Here is a 22,534-nt window from a genome sequence, read left to right as displayed (position 1 = left end):
TTCAAACTTTTCTTTTGCCATCTTAAAAAATTCCTAATAAAGAAATTAAAGCCTGACTCAGTATTGAGCCAGACAAGCTAAAATCATATAACAGCGCGAGCTGAAATTATTGTATCTGCAACCTGCTTAGAGGCTTCAGCGTACTTCAAAAACTCCATAGAGTATGAGGCACGGCCCTGTGTTGCAGATCGTAAAGCAGTCGCATAACCGAACATTTCAGATAGTGGTACCACAGCATTAATTTGCTTAAGGCCACCAAGTGCATCTTCCATGCCTTCGATCATGCCGCGACGACGGTTTAGGTCGCCAACTACATCACCCATGTTTGCTTCAGGAGTGAGTACTTCAACCTTCATTACTGGTTCTAAAAGTGCAGGGTTTGCATCTAGCGCACCTTGCCTCATAGCCAGTGAACCTGCTATTTTAAATGCCATTTCATTCGAATCCACATCATGGAATGAACCATCATATAAAGTCGCTTTAACACCAAGTAATGGGTAGCCTGCCAGTACACCTTGAGCCATTTGCTCTTGGATACCTTTGTCTACCGCAGGGATGTATTCTTTCGGCACTGAGCCACCTACGGTTTCGTTTACGAACTCGTAAATTGGGGCTTCATCATCCGAAATATCCATCGGTTCAAGTTTAAGCCAGACGTGACCATATTGACCACGACCACCTGATTGACGTACAAACTTTCCTTCAACTTCAACAGTTGAACGAATAGCTTCTCGGTATGCAACCTGCGGCTTACCAACGTTACATTCAACACTGAATTCACGTTTCATACGGTCGACAATGATATCAAGGTGAAGTTCACCCATGCCAGAGATAATAGTCTGGCCTGATTCTTCGTCAGTTTGTACGCGGAAAGATGGATCTTCTGCAGCTAGTTTTCCTAGCGCGATACCCATTTTATCCTGGTCAGCGATTGTGCGAGGCTCAACCGCAACAGAGATAACTGGTTCTGGGAACTCCATACGCTCAAGCGTAATAATAGAGTTCGGATCACACAGTGTTTCACCTGTTGTTACGTCTTTGAGACCAATAGCCGCCGCGATGTCGCCTGCGTGGACTTCTTTGATCTCTTCACGTGAGTTTGAATGCATCTGAACGATACGACCAAGACGCTCACGCTTACTTTTTACTGGGTTATATACCGCGTCACCCTGTTTAACAGTACCAGAGTAAACACGGAAAAAGGTTAAAGTGCCAACAAACGGGTCTGTTGCAATCTTGAATGCAAGAGCAGCAAACGGCGCTTTATCATCAGCAGGACGCTCTTCCTCAGTACCATTTTCTAAGATACCTTGGATTTGTTTCACTTGTGTTGGTGATGGCATATATTCAACAACGCAATCAAGCACAGCTTGAACACCTTTGTTTTTAAATGCACTACCACACGTCATGGGAACAATTTCGTTCGCTAATGTGCGTTGACGCAAAGCATTTTTAATTTCTGCTTCGCTTAACTCTTCACCTTCTAAGTATTTATCCATTAGTTCTTCAGTAGCTTCAGCAGCGCTTTCAACTAAGTGAGAGCGCCATTCTTCGGCTAATTCCTGAAGTTCTGCCGGTATTGCCTCATAAGAGAAAGTCATACCCTGGTCTTTATCATTCCAGTTAATGGCTTTCATTTTAATAAGGTCAATAACACCTTTAAAGTCGTCTTCAGCGCCAATAGGCAGCTGGACTGGAACAGGCGTTGCTCCAAGACGAGATTTCACCTGGCTTACAACCGTTAAGAAGTCAGCGCCCGTGCGATCCATTTTATTTACGAAGATCATTCTCGGAACTTCGTACTTGTTCGCTTGACGCCAAACTGTCTCAGTTTGCGGCTGTACACCCGATGAAGCACAAAGAACAACTACCGCACCATCTAGTACACGTAAAGAACGCTCTACTTCGATAGTGAAATCTACGTGCCCTGGGGTATCAATAATATTGATGCGATGGTCGTCAAATTGAGCGTCCATCCCTTTCCAGAAACACGTTGTTGCAGCAGAAGTGATTGTGATACCACGCTCTTGTTCCTGCTCCATCCAATCCATAGTTGCAGCGCCATCATGCACTTCACCGATCTTATGAGAAAGACCTGTGTAGAACAGAACACGTTCTGTTGTGGTGGTTTTGCCTGCATCTACGTGAGCACAAATACCGATATTGCGGTAACGCTCAAGTGGAGTTGTACGTGCCATAAAATCCTCTTAAAGGTTAAGGACAGATTACCAACGGTAATGAGCGAATGCTTTATTCGCTTCAGCCATACGGTGAACGTCTTCACGTTTCTTAACCGCAGTGCCTTTGTTATCAGCAGCGTCAACGATTTCTTGAGCTAAACGTAAGCCCATAGATTTTTCGCCACGCTTACGTGCAGCGTCTACTAACCAACGCATACCTAATGCGTTGCGACGTACTGGACGTACTTCAACTGGTACTTGATAAGTTGAACCACCAACACGGCGAGATTTAACCTCTACCTGTGGACGGATGTTATCAAGTGCAGTTTCAAAGATTTCTAGGTGCGACTTGCCTGATTTCTCAGCAGCCACGTCTAGCGCACCATAAACGATTTTTTCAGCAGTAGATTTCTTGCCGTCTAACATTACGATGTTAACGAATTTTGCAAGAAGTTCCGATCCGAACTTAGGATCTGGAAGAATTTTACGTTGACCTATTACGCGTCTTCTAGGCATTTTGTATCTCCGGTTTATTCAGGTTTGTCCTTTTGGAACAATAACCCAAAACAATAATTAATAATATTTAGTGCTTGGCCTTACTAACGGAATACAATTAGCCTTTAGGGCGTTTTGCACCGTATTTAGAACGAGCTTGACGACGGTCGCTTACGCCTGCACAGTCAAGTGCACCACGTACAGTGTGGAAACGCACACCTGGTAAATCTTTAACACGACCACCACGGATTAGGATTACACTGTGCTCTTGAAGGTTATGACCTTCACCACCGATGTATGAAGTTACTTCGAAACCGTTAGTTAAACGTACACGAGCTACTTTACGTAACGCCGAGTTTGGTTTCTTAGGTGTAGTTGTATATACGCGAGTACATACACCACGCTTTTGCGGACACGCTTTAAGCGCAGCTGAGTTACTTTTAGTAACCTTGCTACGACGTGGCTTACGCACTAGCTGGTTAATAGTTGCCATTTAAATAGCTCCTGAAATTAAAATTACTACTGAAAAAAATAAAAAATCCGCCCTTGTTTTACGAGCATGTATTAAACGTGCAAGTAAATGGGTGGCGGAATTTTAATGAGCAAAGATTGACCTGTCAACCTAAACCGCTCGCAAGGCAGTAGATAACTACCTTGCTAAACTCTAATCTATTGATTAGATTCGGTTTATTGATTTCCAGATAAATCCGCGTTTAAGGCATCAGTCAGTGCTTGAGTCGCCTCTTCTGCACTTACCGTTTGCTCTTCAACAACGTCTTTTTGCTTACGACGAGCCATACGATCTTGATGATACGCAAAACCGGTACCGGCTGGGATCAATCGACCCACAATTACGTTTTCTTTCAGACCGCGTAACTCATCGCTCTTACCATTTACAGCGGCTTCTGTTAGGACACGAGTTGTCTCCTGGAACGAGGCTGCTGAGATGAAAGATTCTGTCGCTAGTGATGCTTTAGTGATACCCATTAACTGGATTTCAAACTTAGCTGGGATCTTACCTTGAGCTTCAAGGTCGCGGTTTGCGATATTAACGCGTGCCACTTCAATTTGCTCACCGGCTAAGAACTCAGTATCACCACCGTCTAGAATGATACATTTACGTAGCATTTGACGAATAATAGTTTCAATGTGCTTATCATTGATCTTAACGCCCTGCAAACGGTAAACCTCTTGCACTTCGTTAACAATGTAGTTAGCAACATGAGTCACACCACGTAGGCGTAAGATGTCATGCGGTGATTCTGGACCATCGGCGATAACTTCACCTTTAGACACCTGCTCACCTTCAAACACGTTAAGTTGACGCCACTTAGGGATCATTTCTTCGTAATGATCGCCTTCAGCTGGAGTAATAACTAAACGTTTCTTACCTTTAGTCTCTTTACCGAAGCTAATCGTACCGGTGATTTCAGCTAAGATAGCTGGATCTTTCGGCTTACGCGCTTCAAATAAGTCGGCTACGCGTGGTAGACCACCCGTGATATCACGAGTTTTCGAACCTTCTTGCGGAATACGTGCTAGTACGTCACCTGGGTTTGCAGTCGCGCCGTCTGTTACTTCAATCGTAGTGAATGAAGGAAGACGCGTTTCTTGCAAGCCACGCTCATCACTTTCAATGATAAGTTTCGGCTCTTTCGCATTCGCTTTAGCAAGATCTTTAACAACTACACGAGTTAAACCCGTTAGTTCGTCAGTCTGTGCTTCAGTATTTGAATCATCGATATCGCTGAACGATACTTTTGATTTGTGCTCAAGAACGATTGGGTGACTATGCGGGTCCCAAGTAGCAACAATGTCGTTACCTTGAACTTCTGCATTGTCTTGCACTGTTAATACCGCACCGTAAGGTACTTTATAACGCTCTTTCTCACGACCATAGCTATCAATGATTGTGATTTCTGTAGAACGAGAGGTAATAACAATCTTACCGTCTGTATTTAATACATACTTAGCGTTGTGAAGTTTTAATGTACCGTTAGTTTTAACTTGTACGTTATTTTCAGCAGACGCTCTTGATGCCGCACCACCGATGTGGAATGTACGCATCGTAAGCTGTGTACCCGGCTCACCGATTGATTGTGCCGCAATAACACCTACTGATTCACCCGCGTTGATGATATGACCACGTGCTAGGTCACGACCATAACACTTAGCACAAACACCAAAGTCGTTATCACAGGTGATAACTGAACGTACACGAACTTCATCAACTGAGTGCTCTTCTAAAAGGTCACACAGTTTTTCGTCAAGCATGATGTTACGTTCTACAAGTACTGTATTAGTACCAGGGATAACAACAGGCTCAGCAACAACACGACCTAGTACACGTTCGCGAAGTGCTTCTACAACGTCACCACCTTCAATAAGCGGTTTCATTGTTAAGCCATCTTCTGTGCCACAATCGTCTTCATTGATTACCAAATCTTGTGCAACGTCTACTAGACGACGCGTTAGGTAACCCGAGTTCGCTGTTTTCAGTGCTGTATCGGCAAGACCTTTACGCGCACCGTGCGTTGAGATGAAGTACTGAAGTACGTTTAGACCTTCACGGAAGTTAGCCGTGATTGGCGTCTCGATGATTGAACCATCTGGACGTGCCATTAGACCACGCATACCTGCTAGCTGACGGATCTGAGCGGCACTACCACGAGCACCTGAGTCGGCCATCATAAACACTGAGTTAAATGACGGTTGCTCTTCTTCTTCACCTTGCGCATTCACTACGGTGTCTTTTGACAAGTTAGCCATCATTTCACGTGATAAGTTTTCATTTACACGTGACCAGATATCGATAACTTTGTTGTACTTTTCACCAGCCGTAACAAGACCCGATTGGAACTGTTGGTTGATTTCAGTTACTTCAGCTTCTGCTGCTTCAATGATTGATGCTTTCACTGGTGGGATAACTAAGTCATCGATACCAATTGAAACACCTGACTTCATTGCGTAGTGGAAACCGGTGTACATAACTTGGTCAGCAAACACAACTGTGTCTTTTAAACCAAGACGACGGTAACACTCATTTAATAAGCTAGAAATTTGCTTTTTACCTAGGGCTTGGTTGATTGACTCAAACGGCATACCTTTAGGTAAAATAAGAGACAGAATTGCACGACCCACTGTAGTATCAATGATAGTAATTGTATCTTCTACAACACCATCTTCATTAGCTACTGATTGGCTAATACGTACTTTCACTTTTGCGTGAAGGTCGGCATTACCACTACGGTATGCTTTTTCTGCTTCTTTAGGATCTTTAAATACGGTGCCTTCGCCTTTGGCGTTAATGCGGTCACGCGTCATGTAATAAAGACCTAATACAACGTCCTGTGAAGGAACGATGATTGGCTCACCATTAGCAGGCGATAAGATGTTGTTTGTAGACATCATTAACGCACGAGCTTCTAGCTGCGCTTCAATTGTTAGCGGTACGTGTACCGCCATTTGGTCACCATCGAAGTCGGCGTTGTAAGCCGCACATACTAATGGATGCAAATGAATCGCTTTACCTTCGATAAGCACAGGTTCAAACGCTTGGATACCCAAACGGTGAAGTGTTGGTGCACGGTTAAGTAATACTGGATGTTCACGAATTACTTCGTCTAGAACATCCCATACTTCCGCTACTTCACGCTCAACCATCTTTTTAGCTGCTTTGATTGTCGTAGCCATGCCACGACGTTCTAATTTGCCATAGATGAATGGTTTGAAAAGCTCTAATGCCATCTTCTTAGGAAGACCACACTGATGAAGCTTAAGTGTAGGACCAACCGTGATTACAGAACGGCCAGAGTAATCTACACGCTTACCAAGTAAGTTCTGACGGAAACGACCTTGCTTACCTTTGATCATATCAGCAAGCGATTTAAGTGGACGTTTGTTAGAACCTGTAATTGCACGACCACGACGACCATTATCAAGTAGCGCATCAACCGCTTCTTGTAACATACGTTTTTCGTTGCGTACGATAATATCTGGTGCAGCTAAATCTAGTAGACGCTTAAGACGGTTATTACGGTTAATAACACGACGGTAAAGGTCATTTAGATCAGATGTCGCAAAGCGGCCACCGTCTAGTGGTACTAATGGACGTAAGTCAGGTGGCAATACTGGAAGTACTGTCATGATCATCCACTCAGGGTTATTACCTGATTGGTGGAACGATTCCATTAACTTAAGACGTTTAGTGATCTTTTTACGCTTAGTTTCAGAGTTAATTGTTGGTAACTCTTCACGCATCTCTGCAATTAATTGAGCAAGATCGAGTTCACGAAGCAAGTCTAATACTGCTTCAGCACCCATCTTCGCTTCAAACTCATCGCCGTGCTCTTCAAGTGCATCTAGGTATTCTTCTTCACCTAATAGCTGACCACGCTCAAGCGTTGTCATACCAGGCTCAGTTACTACGAATGATTCGAAGTAAAGAACACGTTCAATATCACGAAGCGTCATATCAAGCATTAAGCCGATACGTGACGGTAATGATTTTAAAAACCATATATGCGCAACTGGACTTGCCAGTTCTATATGACCCATACGGTCACGACGCACTTTAGTGAGTGTTACTTCAACGCCACACTTTTCACAGATCACACCACGGTGTTTAAGGCGTTTATATTTACCACATAAACACTCATAATCTTTCACTGGGCCGAAAATACGGGCACAGAATAAGCCATCGCGCTCAGGCTTGAAAGTACGGTAGTTAATAGTCTCAGGTTTCTTTACTTCACCGTATGACCATGAACGAACCATGTCTGGTGAAGCAAGACCAATGCGAATTGCATCGAATTCTTCGGTCTTATTTTGTTGCTTCAGAAACTTAAGTAAGTCTTTCACCTTAGCTCTCCTGTCGGAGTTAATCTTGAGGACGGATGTTCTCGTCCCTACATTCTATTCAGCCATAACAGATGCTGCAGCGTTCACTGCAGCATCTAATTGGCTTAATTTTCTTCCAACTCGATGTTGATACCCAGTGAGCGGATTTCTTTCAACAATACGTTGAACGATTCTGGCATACCTGGTTCCATTTTATGGTTACCATCAACGATGTTTTTATACATCTTAGTACGACCGTTCACGTCATCCGATTTCACTGTTAGCATTTCTTGTAGAGTGTAAGCAGCACCGTAAGCTTCAAGTGCCCATACTTCCATCTCACCAAAACGCTGGCCACCGAACTGTGCTTTACCACCCAGCGGCTGCTGAGTAACAAGGCTGTAAGAACCAGTAGAACGCGCGTGCATCTTATCATCAACCAAGTGGTTAAGTTTAAGCATGTACATGTAACCTACAGTTACTTGACGTTCAAACTGATCGCCAGTACGGCCATCATAAAGTGTAACCTGACCACTTCTAGGGTAGCCGCCTAGCTCTAGCATGTCTTTGATTTCGTCTTCTTTCGCGCCATCAAATGCAGGAGTAGCAATCGGTAAACCACCTTTCAAGTTTTCAGCTAAACGACGAATTTCGTCGTCAGAGAAACTAGCGATATCCACAACCTGACGAGATTCACCGATCTCATAAGCTTGTTTGATGAATTCACGTAGCTCATGAAGCTCGCGTTGCTCTTTCATCATTTCTTCTAAGCGCTCACCAATACCGCGTGCAGCTAGACCCATATGTGTTTCAAGGATCTGACCGATGTTCATTCGCGATGGTACACCTAGTGGATTTAGTACGATATCTACCGTACGACCTTTGTCATCGTATGGCATATCTTCTACTGGTACGATAGTCGAGATAACACCTTTGTTACCGTGACGACCCGCCATTTTATCACCCGGTTGGATACGACGTTTAACAGCTAAGTATACTTTAACAATTTTAAGTACACCTGGCGCTAAGTCATCACCTTGAGTAATTTTACGACGTTTGTTTTCAAACTTCTTATCGTATTCAGCTTTAAGCTCATCGTACTGTGCGGCTAGTTGCTCAAGTTCAGCTTGCTTGTCTTCTTCAGCAAGGCTTTGAGTTAGTAACTTTTCAGCATTCAGTGACGCTAAGTTGTCTTCATCGAAGCCCGCTGCCACAAGTAACTTGCGAGCACGATCTAAAACACCAGCTTCTAGAATACGGAACTCTTCGTTGAAGTCTTTCTTCGCTTCGCGAAGCTGCATGTCTTCAACTTCTAACGCACGCTTATCTTTTTCAACACCATCACGGGTGAAAACTTGTACGTCGATTACAGTACCAGTTACAGAGTTAGGTACACGTAAAGAGCTGTCTTTAACGTCAGACGCTTTTTCACCGAAGATAGCACGTAGTAGCTTCTCTTCTGGTGTTAATTGCGTTTCGCCTTTCGGAGTCACTTTACCTACTAGGATATCGCCGCCTTTAACTTCAGCACCAATATATACAACGCCTGATTCATCAAGCTTGCCTAGTGCAGATTCACCCACGTTCGGGATATCTGCTGTGATCTCTTCTGAGCCTAATTTAGTATCACGGGCGATACACTGTAGTTCTTGAATGTGGATAGTCGTTAGACGATCTTCTTCAACTACGCGCTCTGATAGTAAGATTGAATCCTCGAAGTTGTAACCGTTCCATGGCATGAATGCCACGCGAAGGTTTTGACCAAGGGCTAAGTCACCTAAGTCAGTCGAAGGACCATCTGCTAACACATCGCCACGAGTAACCGGTTCACCAACCATACAAGTCGGCTTTTGGTTAATACATGTATTTTGGTTAGAACGTGTGTACTTGGTTAAGTTGTAGATGTCGATGCCCGCTTCACCAGGGATGCGTTCTTCTTCATGTACATTAACAACGATGCGACTTGCGTCGGCATACATTACTTCACCACCACGTTTAGCAACAATCGTTACACCAGAATCTTTTGCTAGTGTTAACTCAATACCTGTACCTACTAACGGTTTGTCCGCTTTCAATGTTGGTACTGCTTGACGTTGCATGTTTGAACCCATCAATGCACGGTTAGCATCATCGTGTTCTAGGAACGGGATAAGTGCTGCCGCTACAGAGATCACCTGTTGTGGTGATACATCCATATATTGCTGGTCCATGCGACCCATAAAGGTTGATTCACCTTTGTGACGACATGGGATAAGTTCATCTACAAACTCATTGGTTTCAGTTAAGTTTGAGTTCGCCTGTGCGATAACAAACTGACCTTCCTCAATGGCTGATAGGTAATCAACTTCATCAGTTACTACACCGTCTACCACTTTGCGGTAAGGTGTTTCTAAGAAACCGTAGTCATTGGTACGTGCATACGTAGACAATGAGTTAATTAGACCGATGTTTGGACCCTCAGGAGTCTCGATTGGACATACGCGACCGTAGTGAGTTACGTGAACGTCACGTACTTCAAAGCCAGCGCGTTCACGAGTTAGACCGCCCGGACCTAATGCAGAAATACGACGCTTATGCGTTACTTCTGATAGCGGGTTATTTTGGTCCATAAACTGTGATAACTGAGACGAGCCGAAGAACTCTTTAACCGCTGCCGAAATAGGCTTAGCGTTAATAAGATCTTGTGGCATTACCGCATCAAGGTCACCTAAGCTTAAACGCTCACGTACAGCACGTTCTACACGTACTAAACCTACACGGAATTGATTCTCAGCCATTTCGCCAACACTACGTATACGACGGTTGCCTAAGTGGTCTATATCATCAACATCGCCAACACCGTTACGAATAGCAATCAATACTTTCATAACCGCTACGATGTCTTCTTTGCTTAATGTGCCAGGGCCTGTGTCTGAATCGTAACCTACACGGCTATTGAACTTCATACGACCTACTGTTGATAAGTCATAGCGTTCTTCTGAGAAGAATAAGTTCTCAAATAAGGCTTCAGCCGCGTCTTTCGTCGGTGGCTCGCCTGGGCGCATCATGCGATAAATTTCTACTAGTGCTTCTAAACGGTTGCTTGACGAGTCAATATTCAACGTATTTGACATGTAAGCGCCGCTGTCCACTTCATTGATGTATAGTGTATCAATGGTCGTGTGACCGGCTTTAACCAATTCAGCCATCATTTCAAGCGTTAGCTCGTCATTTGCAGTAGCAATGATTTCACCTGTTGACTCATCAACATAGTTCTTCGCTAATACACGGCCAATGATGTACTCATGTGGTACTTCTAGTTGCTTAATGCCTTTTTTCTCGATGCTCTTGATGTGGCGAGCCGTAACACGACGACCGCTTTCAACAAGGACTTCACCGTCTTCGCTCTTGATATCAAAAGCGGCAGTTTCACCACGTAAACGTGAAGGCACAAGTTCCATAAGAACTTTACCGTCAGCGATTTCAAACGCAGTAGTATCGAAGAAGATATCTAGGATTTCTTCACTCGTGTACTCAAGTGCACGTAGGATGATAGACGCCGGTAATTTACGACGACGGTCAATACGTACATATAAGTTATCTTTTGCATCAAATTCGAAGTCTAACCATGAACCACGGTAAGGAATTACACGTGCGTTATAAAGCACTTTACCTGACGAGTGAGTTTTACCGCGGTCGTTATCAAAGAATACACCAGGGCTACGGTGTAGCTGAGAAACGATAACACGCTCTGTACCATTGATTACAAAAGTACCGGTATCGGTCATGAGCGGAATTTCGCCCATGTAAACTTCTTGCTCTTTAATGTCTTTAACTGTGCCTGGAGCTTCTTTGTCCATTACTACAAGACGCAGTTTCACGCGAAGTGGAGCAGAATAAGTCACACCGCGAATTTGACATTCTTTTACATCGAATACTGGCTCACCAATACGATAACTTACGTATTGAAGCTCAGAATTTCCCGAGTAGCTTTTAATTGGGAACACAGAACGGAAGGCAGCTTCCAAACCATGATCGCCATCAGCGTCCGGGACTAAGAATTTTTTAAACGATTCTAACTGCGTCGACAGTAAGAAAGGTATATCCAAAACTTGTGGACGTTTACCAAAATCCTTACGGATACGTTTCTTTTCAGAATAAGAGTAAGCCATGGGGTTCCTCAGCTTGCTGATCTTTGACCCGACCTGTTCTTGTAAGAACAGACTTAACTGGCATCTATGCCAAGATGTACAACATTAACTGTTGTTCCAACTTAATCCCACCTCAACACTAGCAAACTATAAAGCGTTGAAATTAAAGAATAAATCAGATTTTATTTGCGCTATAAGAATAGTCGCTCTATAGCGCAAAAAGGCCGGTGATTAAATAATCACCAGCCCTTGCCTGATTTCTCAGGCAGCGAACCTAGCAAAAGCTAGATTACTTAACCTCAACTTCAGCACCAGCTTCTGTAAGGTCTTTAGCAAGAGCTTCAGCTTCTTCCTTAGAGATACCTTCTTTAACTGGAGTTGGAGCAGCTTCAACTAGAGCTTTAGCTTCTTTTAAGCCAAGACCAGTTGCGCCACGTACAGCTTTGATTGCCGCAACTTTATTAGCGCCAGCGCCAGTAAGGATTACGTCAAATTCTGTTTTCTCTTCAGCAGCTTCAGCAGCAGGACCTGCTACCATAGCAGCTGCAGCAGTTACGCCGAATTTTTCTTCCATTGCTTCAACTAGAGCAACAACGTCCATTACTGACATTTCAGCAATTGCGTCAAGGATTTGGTCTTTAGTTACAGACATTACAAATTTCCTAATAATTAACGGACTCTAAGGTCCAAATAAATTTACACCGAAAGGGATTAAACAGCTTAAAATTAAGCAGCTTGCTCTTCTTTCTGTACACGTACTGCTTCAATTGTTTTACACAATTTACCAGCAGACGCTTCTTTCATAGCGCTCATTAAGCGTGCAACAGCTTCGTCGTATGTAGGTAGAGTTGCAAGCATAGCTGCATCTACTACATTACCTTCAAAAGCGGCCGTTTTAAGCTCAAATTTCTCATTCTTTTTCGCGAAGTCTGAAAAGATACGCGCAGCAGCACCTGGGTGCTCTGATGAGAAAGCGATTAAGCTTGGACCAACAAATGAATCAGATAGGCATTCAAAGTCTGTTCCTTCAAGAGCACGTTTAGCTAGAGTGTTACGGACAACTTTCATCCAAACACCCGCTTCGCGAGCTTCTTTACGAAGGGCAGTGATTGCACCAACTGTTACACCACGAGAATCTGCAACTACTGCAGATAGAGCACCAGTGGCTGCTTCGTTGACTTCAGCAACAATTGCCTTTTTGCCTTGAAGATTTAAAGCCATGGGTGTTACTCCTGGTTTAATGGGTTACCGTACATCGGCTTCCCTGTTTTACTCTTCCCCACCAATAAAGGTGGAGATGCTTTTTACGGCGAGAGCCAGAAGATTAGGAAAAATCTATCTGGGGATTCACACCGTCTACGTAGGTAATATTAAGGCCGAAACCGCCTACGGTCTTGGACGGAAGCCCAATTTATCGCGTTGCCCGAAGGCGCTTCGAAATTATGGACTTCAACCCGAATTCTTTACTTTGCGATTAACTAAATTAATCAGCAAAATGGCGCAAAATTATAGTACAAATTTCACGCCATGTAAACACTCAATTAAGCAACAACTGTGCTTAAAGTGCCTTGGTCAACAGAAACACCTGCGCCCATTGTTGTAGAGATAGTTACTTTCTTCAAGTAAACACCTTTAGCTTGAGAAGGTTTAGCCTTCTTAAGCGCAACAATTAGAGCTTCAAGGTTTTGTTGTAACTGCTCAGCAGTGAAATCAACCTTACCGATAGTAGTATGGATGATACCATTTTTGTCATTGCGGTAACGCACTTGACCTGCTTTCGCATTTTTAACTGCTTCTGCAACGTTAGGTGTTACAGTACCAGTTTTAGGGTTTGGCATTAGACCACGAGGGCCTAAGATTTGACCTAGTTGACCAACAACACGCATAGCGTCTGGTGATGCAACAACAACGTCAAAATTCATCTCGCCTTTCTTAACTAGGTCAGCAAGATCTTCCATGCCTACTAATTCAGCACCGGCTTCTTTTGCAGCTTCTGCATTAGCGCCTTGAGTGAATACAGCAACACGAACGTCACGACCAGTACCGTTAGGTAGTACAGTAGCACCACGAACGTTTTGATCAGATTTACGAGCATCGATACCAAGGTTAACAGCAACGTCAACACTTTCTACGAATTTAGCTGTCGCTAGTTCTTTTAAAAGAGCAACTGCTTCGTTAATTTCGTAATCTTTAGTTACTTCCACTTTTTCGCGGATAGTACGCATACGTTTAGTTAATTTAGCCATTATCTTAGTCCTCTACGTTCAAGCCCATCGCACGCGCAGAACCTGCGATAGTGCGAACCGCAGCTTCTAAATCAGAAGCTGTAAGGTCTGGTTTCTTTGTCTCAACGATTTCTTCAAGTTGAGCACGAGTTACTGTGCCTACTTTTTCAGTGTTAGGACGGCCTGAACCAGATTTGATACCTGCAGCTTTCTTAAGTAAGTAAGCAGCCGGTGGCGTTTTCATGTCGAACGTAAATGAACGGTCGCCGTAAACAGAGATCACTACAGGAACTGGAGCGCCTTTTTCGATAGATTCTGTACGTGCGTTGAACGCTTTACAGAATTCCATGATGTTTACACCGTGTTGACCTAGTGCTGGACCTACTGGAGGACTAGGGTTAGCCATACCAGCAGCAACTTGTAGCTTGATTAGAGCTTCAACTTTCTTAGCCATTATAAATACCTCATTAGGTGGGTCTTAGCCTTGTGCGCGCGAGGACGCGTACTCTAGCGGCTTCCCAGTTTAAAAATTGGTTTCTCACTTTTTAGTAAACAGTTAAACAAACGTTTTCCCTGAATACAAAAAGGCCGCTGATTATAAGTTAATCAGCGGCCTTTTTCAAGCTTCGTGCCAAAAATTTAAAAGTTTTTAACGCGACGCTTTAAATCAATTACTTATCTTGTTCAACTTGACCAAATTCAAGTTCAACTGGCGTAGAACGACCAAAAATAAGTACCGACACTTTAACGCGGCTCTTTTCGTAGTCAACTTCTTCAACCACACCACTAAAGTCTGCAAATGGACCATCAGTAACACGAACCACTTCACCCGGCTCAAATAATGTTGCTGGTTTAGGCGCTTCTGCGTTCTCTTGTAGACGGTTAAGAATACGATCAGCTTCTTTGGTGCTAATAGGTGCTGGACGGTCTGATGTGCCACCAATAAAGCCCATAACACGTTCAGTGCTATTTACTAAGTGCCAGCTTGCATCATTCATATCCATTTGTACTAGTACGTAACCTGGGAAGAATTTACGCTCAGATTTACGCTTTTGACCAGCACGCATCTCTACGACTTCTTCAGTAGGAACTAATACTTCACCAAAGCTATCTTCTAGACCTTTGATTTTAATATGCTCTAATAATGTTTGAGCAACACGCTTCTCATAACCTGAGAAAGCCTGTACTACGTACCAACGTAGTTTCTTTTCGTTATTCTCATCCGACATGGGATCAGATCTCCAATCCAGTTAAAAAGCCTACAGCGCGGAATAAAATGCCATCTAATCCCCAAAGGATTAATGCCATAATCACTGTTGCAACCATTACAATTAATGTCGTGTGCGTTGTTTCTTGACGCGTCGGCCAAACTACCTTGCGTACTTCGATACGCGCTTCTTTTGCAAAAGCAAGGAATGTACGTCCCTTGAAAGTTTGCGAAGCAATAGCTAAACCCGCAGCTATCGCAACCACAACGCCAATAGCACGTAGTAATACAGACTGATCTGCAAACATATGGTTACCAACGACTGCGCCTGCAAGTAGCGCAATTGCTACTAACCACTTTACTGACTCCATCCCACTCGATGGTGTTTCTATATTCGTGCTCATAATATTATTACCTTAACTACAGACACAACAACCCTGCACGTCGACAGGGTTAATCCATTAAAATCTAAACTTAAAAACAAGCTTACTTAAACCGATTTTTAGTTCTAGACTTTACTCACTTTGTAAAAAATTGGCAGGGGCGGAGAGATTCGAACTCCCAACCGTCGGTTTTGGAGACCGCTGTTCTACCAATTGGAACTACGCCCCTGCAAAGTGGATGCCTATTATACTTACGCAATTCATTAACACAAGAGTAAAAAGATACCCATAACTTAAAATCTCACTGACGGCTGTAAAAATCAAACTTAACATTATTAAAAAAGCAGTTTATGATTGTTTCAATTTTAGGAATACTGTTCGCACAAGGAAGCCAGTGCCTTTACTTCAAACCCCATTCAAAACCCTCATTTTAAGTATTTTTTGCTTGTTTCATAGCATGCTTATTGCCCGCCCTATTCACTTAGATACATATTCGAGTGAGCAAGGATTATCGCAAAACTCGATTACATGCAGCATCACTGATGAGCAAGGGTTTCATTGGTTTGCCACACAAGGCGGTCTTAATCGCTTTGATGGTTATGAGTTTAAACGCTTCAAGTCTCACCCTACTGAGGCTAGTATTTCAGGAAACTGGGTCACCGATTGCCTTGCTGGCGGCCCTCATGCTATCTGGTTTTCTACAGCCAGTAATGGTTTAAACTTACTTGATACTCAAACCGGTCAATTTAAGGTTTTTAATACGCAAACTGAGTTGGCGATTACTGATAACCGTATATGGTCACTGGCGTCAGATAACCTAAATAATATTTGGTTAGGCCATGAACATGGAAAGTTAACACGATTAAATATAGTCAATAATGAAGTTGAGTCATTTAGCTATAATAGCCCCGAGCAAGCTAATACAGTCATACAAGATATTGTCATAGATGCTCAACAGAATATCTGGTTAGCGACCAACGAGGGATTAATTAAATTTAACCCAGAGCTAAAAACGTTTAAACACATAGCAAAGAGCCATAAGAATTTATGGCGGTTACACTTAAATGCACAAGGACAGCTATTACTAGCAAGCAAACAAGGCCTTAGCCTATTTATTCCAACAACAGAGGCTTTTGCGGAGTTTGCTCAATTTACAGATGTATGGATCACCGATATATTAATTGACGACACCGATACCATGTGGCTGACAAGTTATGGAAAAGGTTTATTTTATAAAACAGAGCAAAGTACATCTAAAAATAACTTTGAGCACATACCGCACAATAAACAGCAACTAAATGGGCTTGCTAATGATTACCTATTGTCACTTTATCAAGATCAGTTCGGTATCATTTGGATTGGTACTGATGGCTATGGCTTGCAACGTTATGATAAAAAGCAAAATCAATTTTCGCATCAACAGCATTTGAGCGATGATGAGACTACCATTAGTCATAATTTTGTTCGCGCTCTACTTAAAGATTCACAAGGTCAGTTATGGGTTGGTACGCGTGATGGCTTAAACAAACAAACCGACACTGGCTTTAAGCGCTATAAAGTTAACTCAAAATTGCAAAGCGGCCTTACTAATAATAATGTATTTAGCCTGCATGAAGATAACCAACAGCGACTTTGGATTGGTACCTATGGCGGTGGGTTACTGCAATACAATCCAGCTGAAGATAATTTTATTGCCTATACAACGCAAAGTCATCAACTTAGCAGCGATCGTGTTTATGCGATAACGAGCGATCCTAAAGGAAATTTATGGCTAGGTAGCAACCAAGGTTTAACACGCTTTAATCCCGACACCTTAGAGGTTCAACATTACAAGCACGACGACTCAGTAAATAGCCTTGCTAACAATACCGTATTTACTCTGCTTTTTGATCACAATGCGAACGGATTATGGGTCGGGACGCGTGCAGGTTTAGACTATCTAAGTATGGCGGATGAATCATTTACTCATTACCCCTCGGATCAGACATCGCAGACTGGTTTAAGCCATAATATGGTCACCTCTTTGCACTTGCAAAATAACGATACCCTATGGGTGGGTACCTTTGGTGGTTTAAACCGCCTTGATAAAAAAACACAAAAAATCTCTTACATTACCGAACATGATGGATTACTGAACGATAATATTTTTGCTATTAAAGATGATAGTAAAGGCCATTTATGGCTAAGCAGTAACCAAGGGCTCACCCGCTATAATCCCACAAATCAAGCTATGCAGCATTTTTTACCTCGTGACGGCGTGCAGCATAATTCGTTTATTTTAGGTGCCGCTTTTCAAGCAGCTGATGGCGAGCTATTTTTTGGCGGAATCAATGGCTTTAATCAGTTTTCCCCTAGTAAACTGCTATTGAGTACTTCAGCTCCAACCCCAGTGTTAACTGAGCTATTAATTTATAACCAAGTAAGTTCAACAAAAAACTATCTAACAGATCAAAAACAGCCAGCAAAACTAATAAATCATACTAAAAAACTCTCTTTTCCAACTAGCCAAGGGGTCATTGGCTTTAAATATTCCGCCGTTAATAATGCCTCATCTGCTAATCAATACCAGTATGCTTACAAGCTAAGTGGTTTAGATAAGCAATTTATCTATACAGATGCAAGCCAACGACAAGTTAACTATTCACAGCTAAGTGCAGGTAATTATCAATTACAATTAAAAGTTAGCGATCAATACGGGCAATGGAGCAAGGTTCACACTATGCTAAAGCTGACAGTAACGCCTCCTTGGTGGCAAACGAAATTGGCGTATGCGGCATACCTTATAATAGTTTTGATTATTACATGGTTAATTTTAGCGTCACGCTATCGAGCTAAAACCGCAGAGCAACTTATTCAACAAGAAAGAAAGCTCAATCAACTAAAGACCCAATTTTTAGATAATATTAGCCATGAACTTAAAACGCCATTAAGCTTAATTTTAGCGCCAGTAGAAAACTTACAACAGCAACAACTCGGTGCTCAAGCGCAACATCAAGTTTCTATAATCAAGCGTAACGGGCTCCGCCTACTTAATTTAATTAATGAGCTATTACAGCTCAGCCAGCGCCCAAGTGCGACTATAGAATATGTATCCGCTTATTCTATAAGCCCTTTTATAGAACAAATAGTAGACGACTTCGCTATTTTGTTTGCTCAAAAAAATATTAGTTTTTCCTTTAAAGACAATACGCAAAGTCCTAATTATATAAATTTAGAAACTAAACATGCTTTATCTATTATTGATAACTTATTGACCAATGCACTTAAATACACCCCATCAAATGAAAGCGTTAATCTAACGCTTTCTAACACAAACAATAATGTTGTTATAACGGTATCTGATACTGGTATTGGTATCGAAGAACACCAGCAAGCGCTTATTTTTGAACGTTTTACTCGTGTTGCAGCACACAACCAAACAGGCAGTGGTATAGGTCTCTCGCTGGTTAAGCAGCTTGTAGAGCAATACGGTGGGCAAATTTCATTAGTTAGTAAAATCAACAAGGGAAGTTGCTTCACAGTCACTTTGCCATTATGTGAATCAGATAACTTATTAACGGATAAACAACTATCACCCTCTCAAACTATGCCGCTAAAAAACAACAAAAAACTACTCATTGTTGAAGATAACGAAGAAATGCGTGAGTTACTGGTTTCATTGTTTAGTGATGACTACACCTGTCTGAGCGCTAATAATGGAGAAGAAGGGCTTTTACTGTGCCAAACTCAAATGCCCGATTTGGTGCTCAGTGACGTGATGATGCCAACGATGGATGGATATCAACTTCTAAGCGCTATTCGCTCAGACATTTCGATAAACCATATTCCTGTTTTATTACTCTCTGCCAAAGCAGACAGCAATAGCCGTATAAAAGGGCTTGATTTACTGGCCGATGACTACCTGTGTAAACCCTTTGAAGCATCATTATTAAAGAGTCGGATTCATGGCTTATTAGGTATCCGTGATGCGTTAAATAAACACTTAGTTAAACAGTTATCAGCTCAAGTACATGCTGTGACCTTAGATGCGCAAATAGAGCAAAATAAAGATTACACATTTACAGAACGCTTAAAAACAATCTTGCGCGACAATTATCAAAATGAACTGTTTAGCGTCGAAGAGTTTGCCAGTGCAATGTGTTTGAGCCCTCGTGCACTGCAATTAAAAATGAAAGCACTTTTTGACATTACACCCAGTGATTACATTCGCAATACCCGCCTAGAATATGCAGCAAAATTATTAGCTGATAGCGACTTAACCATAGGTTTAGTTGCAGATAATACCGGCTTTAGTTCTCAAAGTTACTTTGCTCGTTGCTTTAAAGCCAAATATACAGTGACACCTAAACAATATAGAGAAGCACAAACATGCAAAAGTAATTAGCTTCGCATCTGTACTCAAAGCTTTCGCCTGAGTACTATTTTTAAGCTACTGATTTATTTAAATTAACCTTAATTAGCCATTGCTAAAAAATAACTACAAATGTAATTAAGTAGATAAATTAAGGAAAATTATATGCTCTCATCCATACAAAAAACGCTACTTGCCACAGCATTGATAACAAGCTTAAGCGCATGTCAAAGCACTTCAACCAACGTCACTTCAAATAAAAATTCACCTGACATTAATGAAGTAAGTAAACAAAAATACAATGGCCCTAAAGCACGTATCGCCGTGGCGCGTTTCACTGATAAATCAAATAACTCAAGGTGGTGGCGAAAAGAAATTGGTGAAGGTATGGCAGATCAACTTACCACCGCCCTTGTTGGCACTAATCGCTTTATTGTATTAGAACGCCAAGCACTAGACGCTGTGCTTTCGGAGCAAGATTTAGCAGTATCGGGCAGAGTGAGTGCACAATCGGGTGCAGCGTATGGCGAAATTGAAGGCGCTGAGATTGTAGTCGTTGCAGCGGTTACTGAGTTTGATGATGACAGTTCAGGTGCAAGTGTTGGTTCGGGCGGTTTTATTGGTGATGTGTTTAGCTCTGTTTCAGCTGGCTTTTCTGGATCGCATATGGCTATTGACCTAAGGTTAATTGATACGCGCACTTCACGTATTTTAGCTGCAACTAGTGTTGAAGGCGGTAGTAAAGATTTTAACTTTACAAGCGCAGCAACAAACTTTGGTGGCGCACTGGTTGGAGGGAGTCTTAGTGGTTGGTCAGATACACCAAAAGAAAAGGCACTACGTGAAGTAATAATTAAAGCCGTTGAGTTTTTAGAAACTAAAATCCCAGACACCTATTATCGCTATAACCAAAACAACACGCTTGCTGCAGGCTATACAGCACCACCACCGCCAAAGGTCGCTAGTAAAAAAGTATCACCTGCTGCTGTCGCTGTCGATGTGCCGAATCATAGAATGCCACATTATGAAAAAATGGACTTAGCAATGTCTCGTATGAACTTGGTTTGCTTAGGCTATTTAAAAAACCAACCTGATTATGAAGAATTTGAGACTGAAGACGTAAAATACGACCGTCAAACTGTATTAGCACTACGCGAATATCAACAAGAAAAGAGCTTAAAAGTAACAGGCCTTGCCGATGAAACAACAAAGAAATCTTTAGATGACACAAAATGTTTAGCTAAAACTCAAAAATCAGGGCTTGAAAGCTTAGGCAGCATGTTTCAATTTAACTAAGCAACCAACACAATTCATTTAAATCAAAAAAAAGCGGCTATCCCCTAGCCGCTTTTAATCTACTCGTAATAACTCACCGCGATAAAAATCACACAGTAACCATATTTGCTCAAATTGATGGGTATTTGGAAAAACTATTGTTTTTATTGCCGCTTCAAAGTCGCTCTTATGCCAAATAGTGCTAGCGTTACGAATTAGCAACCAGGTACGTTTTGAGTAATAACGCTTAGTCGCTTTTTGTTTAAGCAATCGTCCTAATGCTGATTGCAGTCGGTTTTCACTGGGCTGTTGTGCCATGTCAGCTAAATCACGTTGCATATGTATTGATAATGGCCGACCTAACACGGCCATTGCTTCGGTTTCGCTGGCATATAAATGCGCTACTTCTATATCGAGTTGCTCATTTTCTTGATAACAACTTACATCGGGTCTATTTGGTTTATTATGCCAAATGTGGCGCATATGAATACCGGTTTGCTGCTCATAGCAACGCAAAAACAACTTAGCTGCATCGTGCTCTAGCTGTTGTTTTTCGGCATCACTGCTGCGCTTCATGCAATACCTTATAAACGTCATTTAAAAGCGAGGAAGCGCCAAACCTAAATGTCTCTGGTGCTAAATATTCATGCCCCATAATCTCAGTTGTTAGCTGCAAATAAGCATTGGCATCACCTGTCGTTTTCACACCGCCTGCGGCCTTAAAACCAACTGGTTTTGATGACTTTTTGATGGCATTAAGCATAATTTCAGTTGCTTCAAGCGTGGCGTTAACCCCGACTTTACCGGTGCTGGTTTTTACAAAATCAGCTCCCCCTTGAATAGCAAGCTCGGTTGCTTGAGCAATAAGCGCAGGTGTTTTTAGCTCACCGCTTTCAATAATCACTTTAAGTTTAGCGCGACTACCACATGCTTTTTTACTTTCACTCACGTATTCCAGTACTGTATCGGCTTCGCCTTTTATAAGTGCTTTGTAAGGAATGACTAAGTCAATTTCATCGGCCCCACGCTCTATGGCTATTAGTGTTTCATTAAGTACTTCATTAAGTGGCGCATCACCTGTAGGAAAGTTGGTTACTGTGGCCACTTTTACATGACTCAATAGCCGATTAGCGAGCGCTATTTTTGCATCATCTACAAATTCACTAAACACACAAACTGCAGCGGGTATGCCTAATTTATAATCAACACTGTTTACTAATGCATTAATACTAGCTTGATTATCATCGGTGTTTAAACTGGTTAAATCCATTAAACTAACAACTAGCATGGCGTTTTGAGTATTATTTGTCATTTTATGCCCATGAAATTTTAAAAACCTTAAACTATATAAGCATCATAGCTTAATCTTGCTATAGCTCATAACCAAACACTATAAGCGCGTTTTTTATACCAAACAGCACCCTGACCCTTACTAAATAAGATTTAGAC

General features: G+C 42.2%; 15 protein-coding genes and 1 tRNA gene. 2 read left to right on the top strand and 14 right to left on the bottom strand.

The features are described from left to right. Positions 1–83: 83 nt before the first annotated feature. The 12 genes from fusA to CWB77_RS15870 form a co-directional block, all read right to left on the bottom strand. The gene (fusA, locus tag CWB77_RS15925) at positions 84–2,198 is read right to left on the bottom strand and encodes an elongation factor G (protein WP_010392137.1); all 2,115 of its coding nucleotides are present in this window, start codon (positions 2,196–2,198) and stop codon (positions 84–86) included. A 27-nt stretch (positions 2,199–2,225) separates the two neighbouring features. Beyond that, a complete protein-coding gene (gene rpsG / locus CWB77_RS15920; RefSeq protein ID WP_010392135.1) occupies positions 2,226–2,696 on the bottom strand; it encodes a 30S ribosomal protein S7 in 471 nt (156 codons plus the stop codon). A gap of 97 nt (positions 2,697–2,793) precedes the next feature. Further along, the gene (gene rpsL, locus CWB77_RS15915) at positions 2,794–3,168 is read right to left on the bottom strand and encodes a 30S ribosomal protein S12 (protein WP_002958885.1); all 375 of its coding nucleotides are present in this window, start codon (positions 3,166–3,168) and stop codon (positions 2,794–2,796) included. 194 nt (positions 3,169–3,362) lie between these two features. Beyond that, complete coding sequence (gene rpoC / locus CWB77_RS15910; RefSeq protein ID WP_054202751.1) at positions 3,363–7,535, bottom strand: DNA-directed RNA polymerase subunit beta'; 4,173 nt, start codon at positions 7,533–7,535, stop codon at positions 3,363–3,365. A 104-nt stretch (positions 7,536–7,639) separates the two neighbouring features. After that, complete coding sequence (gene rpoB / locus CWB77_RS15905; RefSeq protein ID WP_138623573.1) at positions 7,640–11,665, bottom strand: DNA-directed RNA polymerase subunit beta; 4,026 nt, start codon at positions 11,663–11,665, stop codon at positions 7,640–7,642. 268 nt (positions 11,666–11,933) lie between these two features. Beyond that, positions 11,934–12,296, bottom strand: a complete 363-nt coding sequence (gene rplL, locus CWB77_RS15900; RefSeq protein ID WP_008108465.1) for a 50S ribosomal protein L7/L12 — start codon at positions 12,294–12,296, stop codon at positions 11,934–11,936. A 74-nt stretch (positions 12,297–12,370) separates the two neighbouring features. After that, complete coding sequence (gene rplJ, locus CWB77_RS15895) at positions 12,371–12,865, bottom strand: 50S ribosomal protein L10 (protein ID WP_008108464.1); 495 nt, start codon at positions 12,863–12,865, stop codon at positions 12,371–12,373. 320 nt (positions 12,866–13,185) lie between these two features. After that, entirely contained in the window at positions 13,186–13,890 is a 705-nt protein-coding gene (gene rplA / locus CWB77_RS15890; protein WP_010392122.1) for a 50S ribosomal protein L1, read from the bottom strand. A 4-nt stretch (positions 13,891–13,894) separates the two neighbouring features. Then, complete coding sequence (gene rplK / locus CWB77_RS15885; RefSeq protein WP_008108462.1) at positions 13,895–14,323, bottom strand: 50S ribosomal protein L11; 429 nt, start codon at positions 14,321–14,323, stop codon at positions 13,895–13,897. 217 nt (positions 14,324–14,540) lie between these two features. Next, positions 14,541–15,098 carry a transcription termination/antitermination protein NusG gene (gene nusG / locus CWB77_RS15880; protein ID WP_008108460.1) on the bottom strand — a complete coding sequence of 186 codons (558 nt, stop codon included), beginning with the start codon at positions 15,096–15,098 and terminating at the stop codon, positions 14,541–14,543. A gap of 4 nt (positions 15,099–15,102) precedes the next feature. After that, a complete protein-coding gene (secE, locus tag CWB77_RS15875; RefSeq protein WP_054202752.1) occupies positions 15,103–15,480 on the bottom strand; it encodes a preprotein translocase subunit SecE in 378 nt (125 codons plus the stop codon). 131 nt (positions 15,481–15,611) lie between these two features. Continuing rightward, positions 15,612–15,688: transfer RNA gene (locus tag CWB77_RS15870), tRNA-Trp, on the bottom strand. Between the two features lie 165 nt (positions 15,689–15,853). Between CWB77_RS15870 and CWB77_RS15865 the strand changes: the two genes are divergently transcribed. Together CWB77_RS15865 and CWB77_RS15860 are read left to right on the top strand one after the other, a co-directional pair. After that, entirely contained in the window at positions 15,854–19,843 is a 3,990-nt protein-coding gene (locus tag CWB77_RS15865) for a hybrid sensor histidine kinase/response regulator transcription factor (RefSeq protein WP_138623571.1), read from the top strand. Positions 19,844–19,975: 132 nt separating this feature from the next. Continuing rightward, complete coding sequence (locus tag CWB77_RS15860; RefSeq protein ID WP_138623569.1) at positions 19,976–21,106, top strand: CsgG/HfaB family protein; 1,131 nt, start codon at positions 19,976–19,978, stop codon at positions 21,104–21,106. 54 nt (positions 21,107–21,160) lie between these two features. On the opposite strand, the gene CWB77_RS15855 is transcribed toward CWB77_RS15860, so the two are convergent. After that, on the bottom strand, positions 21,161–21,661 hold the full coding sequence (locus CWB77_RS15855; protein WP_138606661.1) for a hypothetical protein: 501 nt from the start codon (positions 21,659–21,661) through the stop codon (positions 21,161–21,163). Next, the gene (deoC, locus tag CWB77_RS15850; RefSeq protein ID WP_138623567.1) at positions 21,645–22,397 is read right to left on the bottom strand and encodes a deoxyribose-phosphate aldolase; all 753 of its coding nucleotides are present in this window, start codon (positions 22,395–22,397) and stop codon (positions 21,645–21,647) included. The genes CWB77_RS15855 and deoC overlap by 17 nt, the downstream gene beginning before the upstream one ends. Between the last annotated feature and the right edge of the window lie 137 nt (positions 22,398–22,534).

This window comes from Pseudoalteromonas sp. S1610 (assembly GCF_005887465.1).
GTDB classification, from domain to species: Bacteria; Pseudomonadota; Gammaproteobacteria; order Enterobacterales; family Alteromonadaceae; genus Pseudoalteromonas; species Pseudoalteromonas undina.
Note: the sequence above shows the minus strand (reverse complement) of the source record. Positions and strands in the feature narration are given on the sequence as shown.

Excerpts from the sequence above, each read along its gene's own strand:
- rpsL (WP_002958885.1), bottom strand. The coding sequence starts at position 3,168 with ATGGCAACTATTAACCAGCTAGTGCGTAAGCCACGTCGTAGCAAGGTT.
- secE (WP_054202752.1), bottom strand. The coding sequence starts at position 15,480 with ATGAGCACGAATATAGAAACACCATCGAGTGGGATGGAGTCAGTAAAG.
- deoC (WP_138623567.1), bottom strand. The coding sequence starts at position 22,397 with ATGACAAATAATACTCAAAACGCCATGCTAGTTGTTAGTTTAATGGAT.
- rpsG (WP_010392135.1), bottom strand. The coding sequence starts at position 2,696 with ATGCCTAGAAGACGCGTAATAGGTCAACGTAAAATTCTTCCAGATCCT.
- rplK (WP_008108462.1), bottom strand. The coding sequence starts at position 14,323 with ATGGCTAAGAAAGTTGAAGCTCTAATCAAGCTACAAGTTGCTGCTGGT.
- CWB77_RS15860 (WP_138623569.1), top strand. The coding sequence starts at position 19,976 with ATGCTCTCATCCATACAAAAAACGCTACTTGCCACAGCATTGATAACA.
- rplL (WP_008108465.1), bottom strand. The coding sequence starts at position 12,296 with ATGTCTGTAACTAAAGACCAAATCCTTGACGCAATTGCTGAAATGTCA.
- fusA (WP_010392137.1), bottom strand. The coding sequence starts at position 2,198 with ATGGCACGTACAACTCCACTTGAGCGTTACCGCAATATCGGTATTTGT.
- rplA (WP_010392122.1), bottom strand. The coding sequence starts at position 13,890 with ATGGCTAAATTAACTAAACGTATGCGTACTATCCGCGAAAAAGTGGAA.
- nusG (WP_008108460.1), bottom strand. The coding sequence starts at position 15,098 with ATGTCGGATGAGAATAACGAAAAGAAACTACGTTGGTACGTAGTACAG.
- rplJ (WP_008108464.1), bottom strand. The coding sequence starts at position 12,865 with ATGGCTTTAAATCTTCAAGGCAAAAAGGCAATTGTTGCTGAAGTCAAC.
- CWB77_RS15855 (WP_138606661.1), bottom strand. The coding sequence starts at position 21,661 with ATGAAGCGCAGCAGTGATGCCGAAAAACAACAGCTAGAGCACGATGCA.
- rpoB (WP_138623573.1), bottom strand. The coding sequence starts at position 11,665 with ATGGCTTACTCTTATTCTGAAAAGAAACGTATCCGTAAGGATTTTGGT.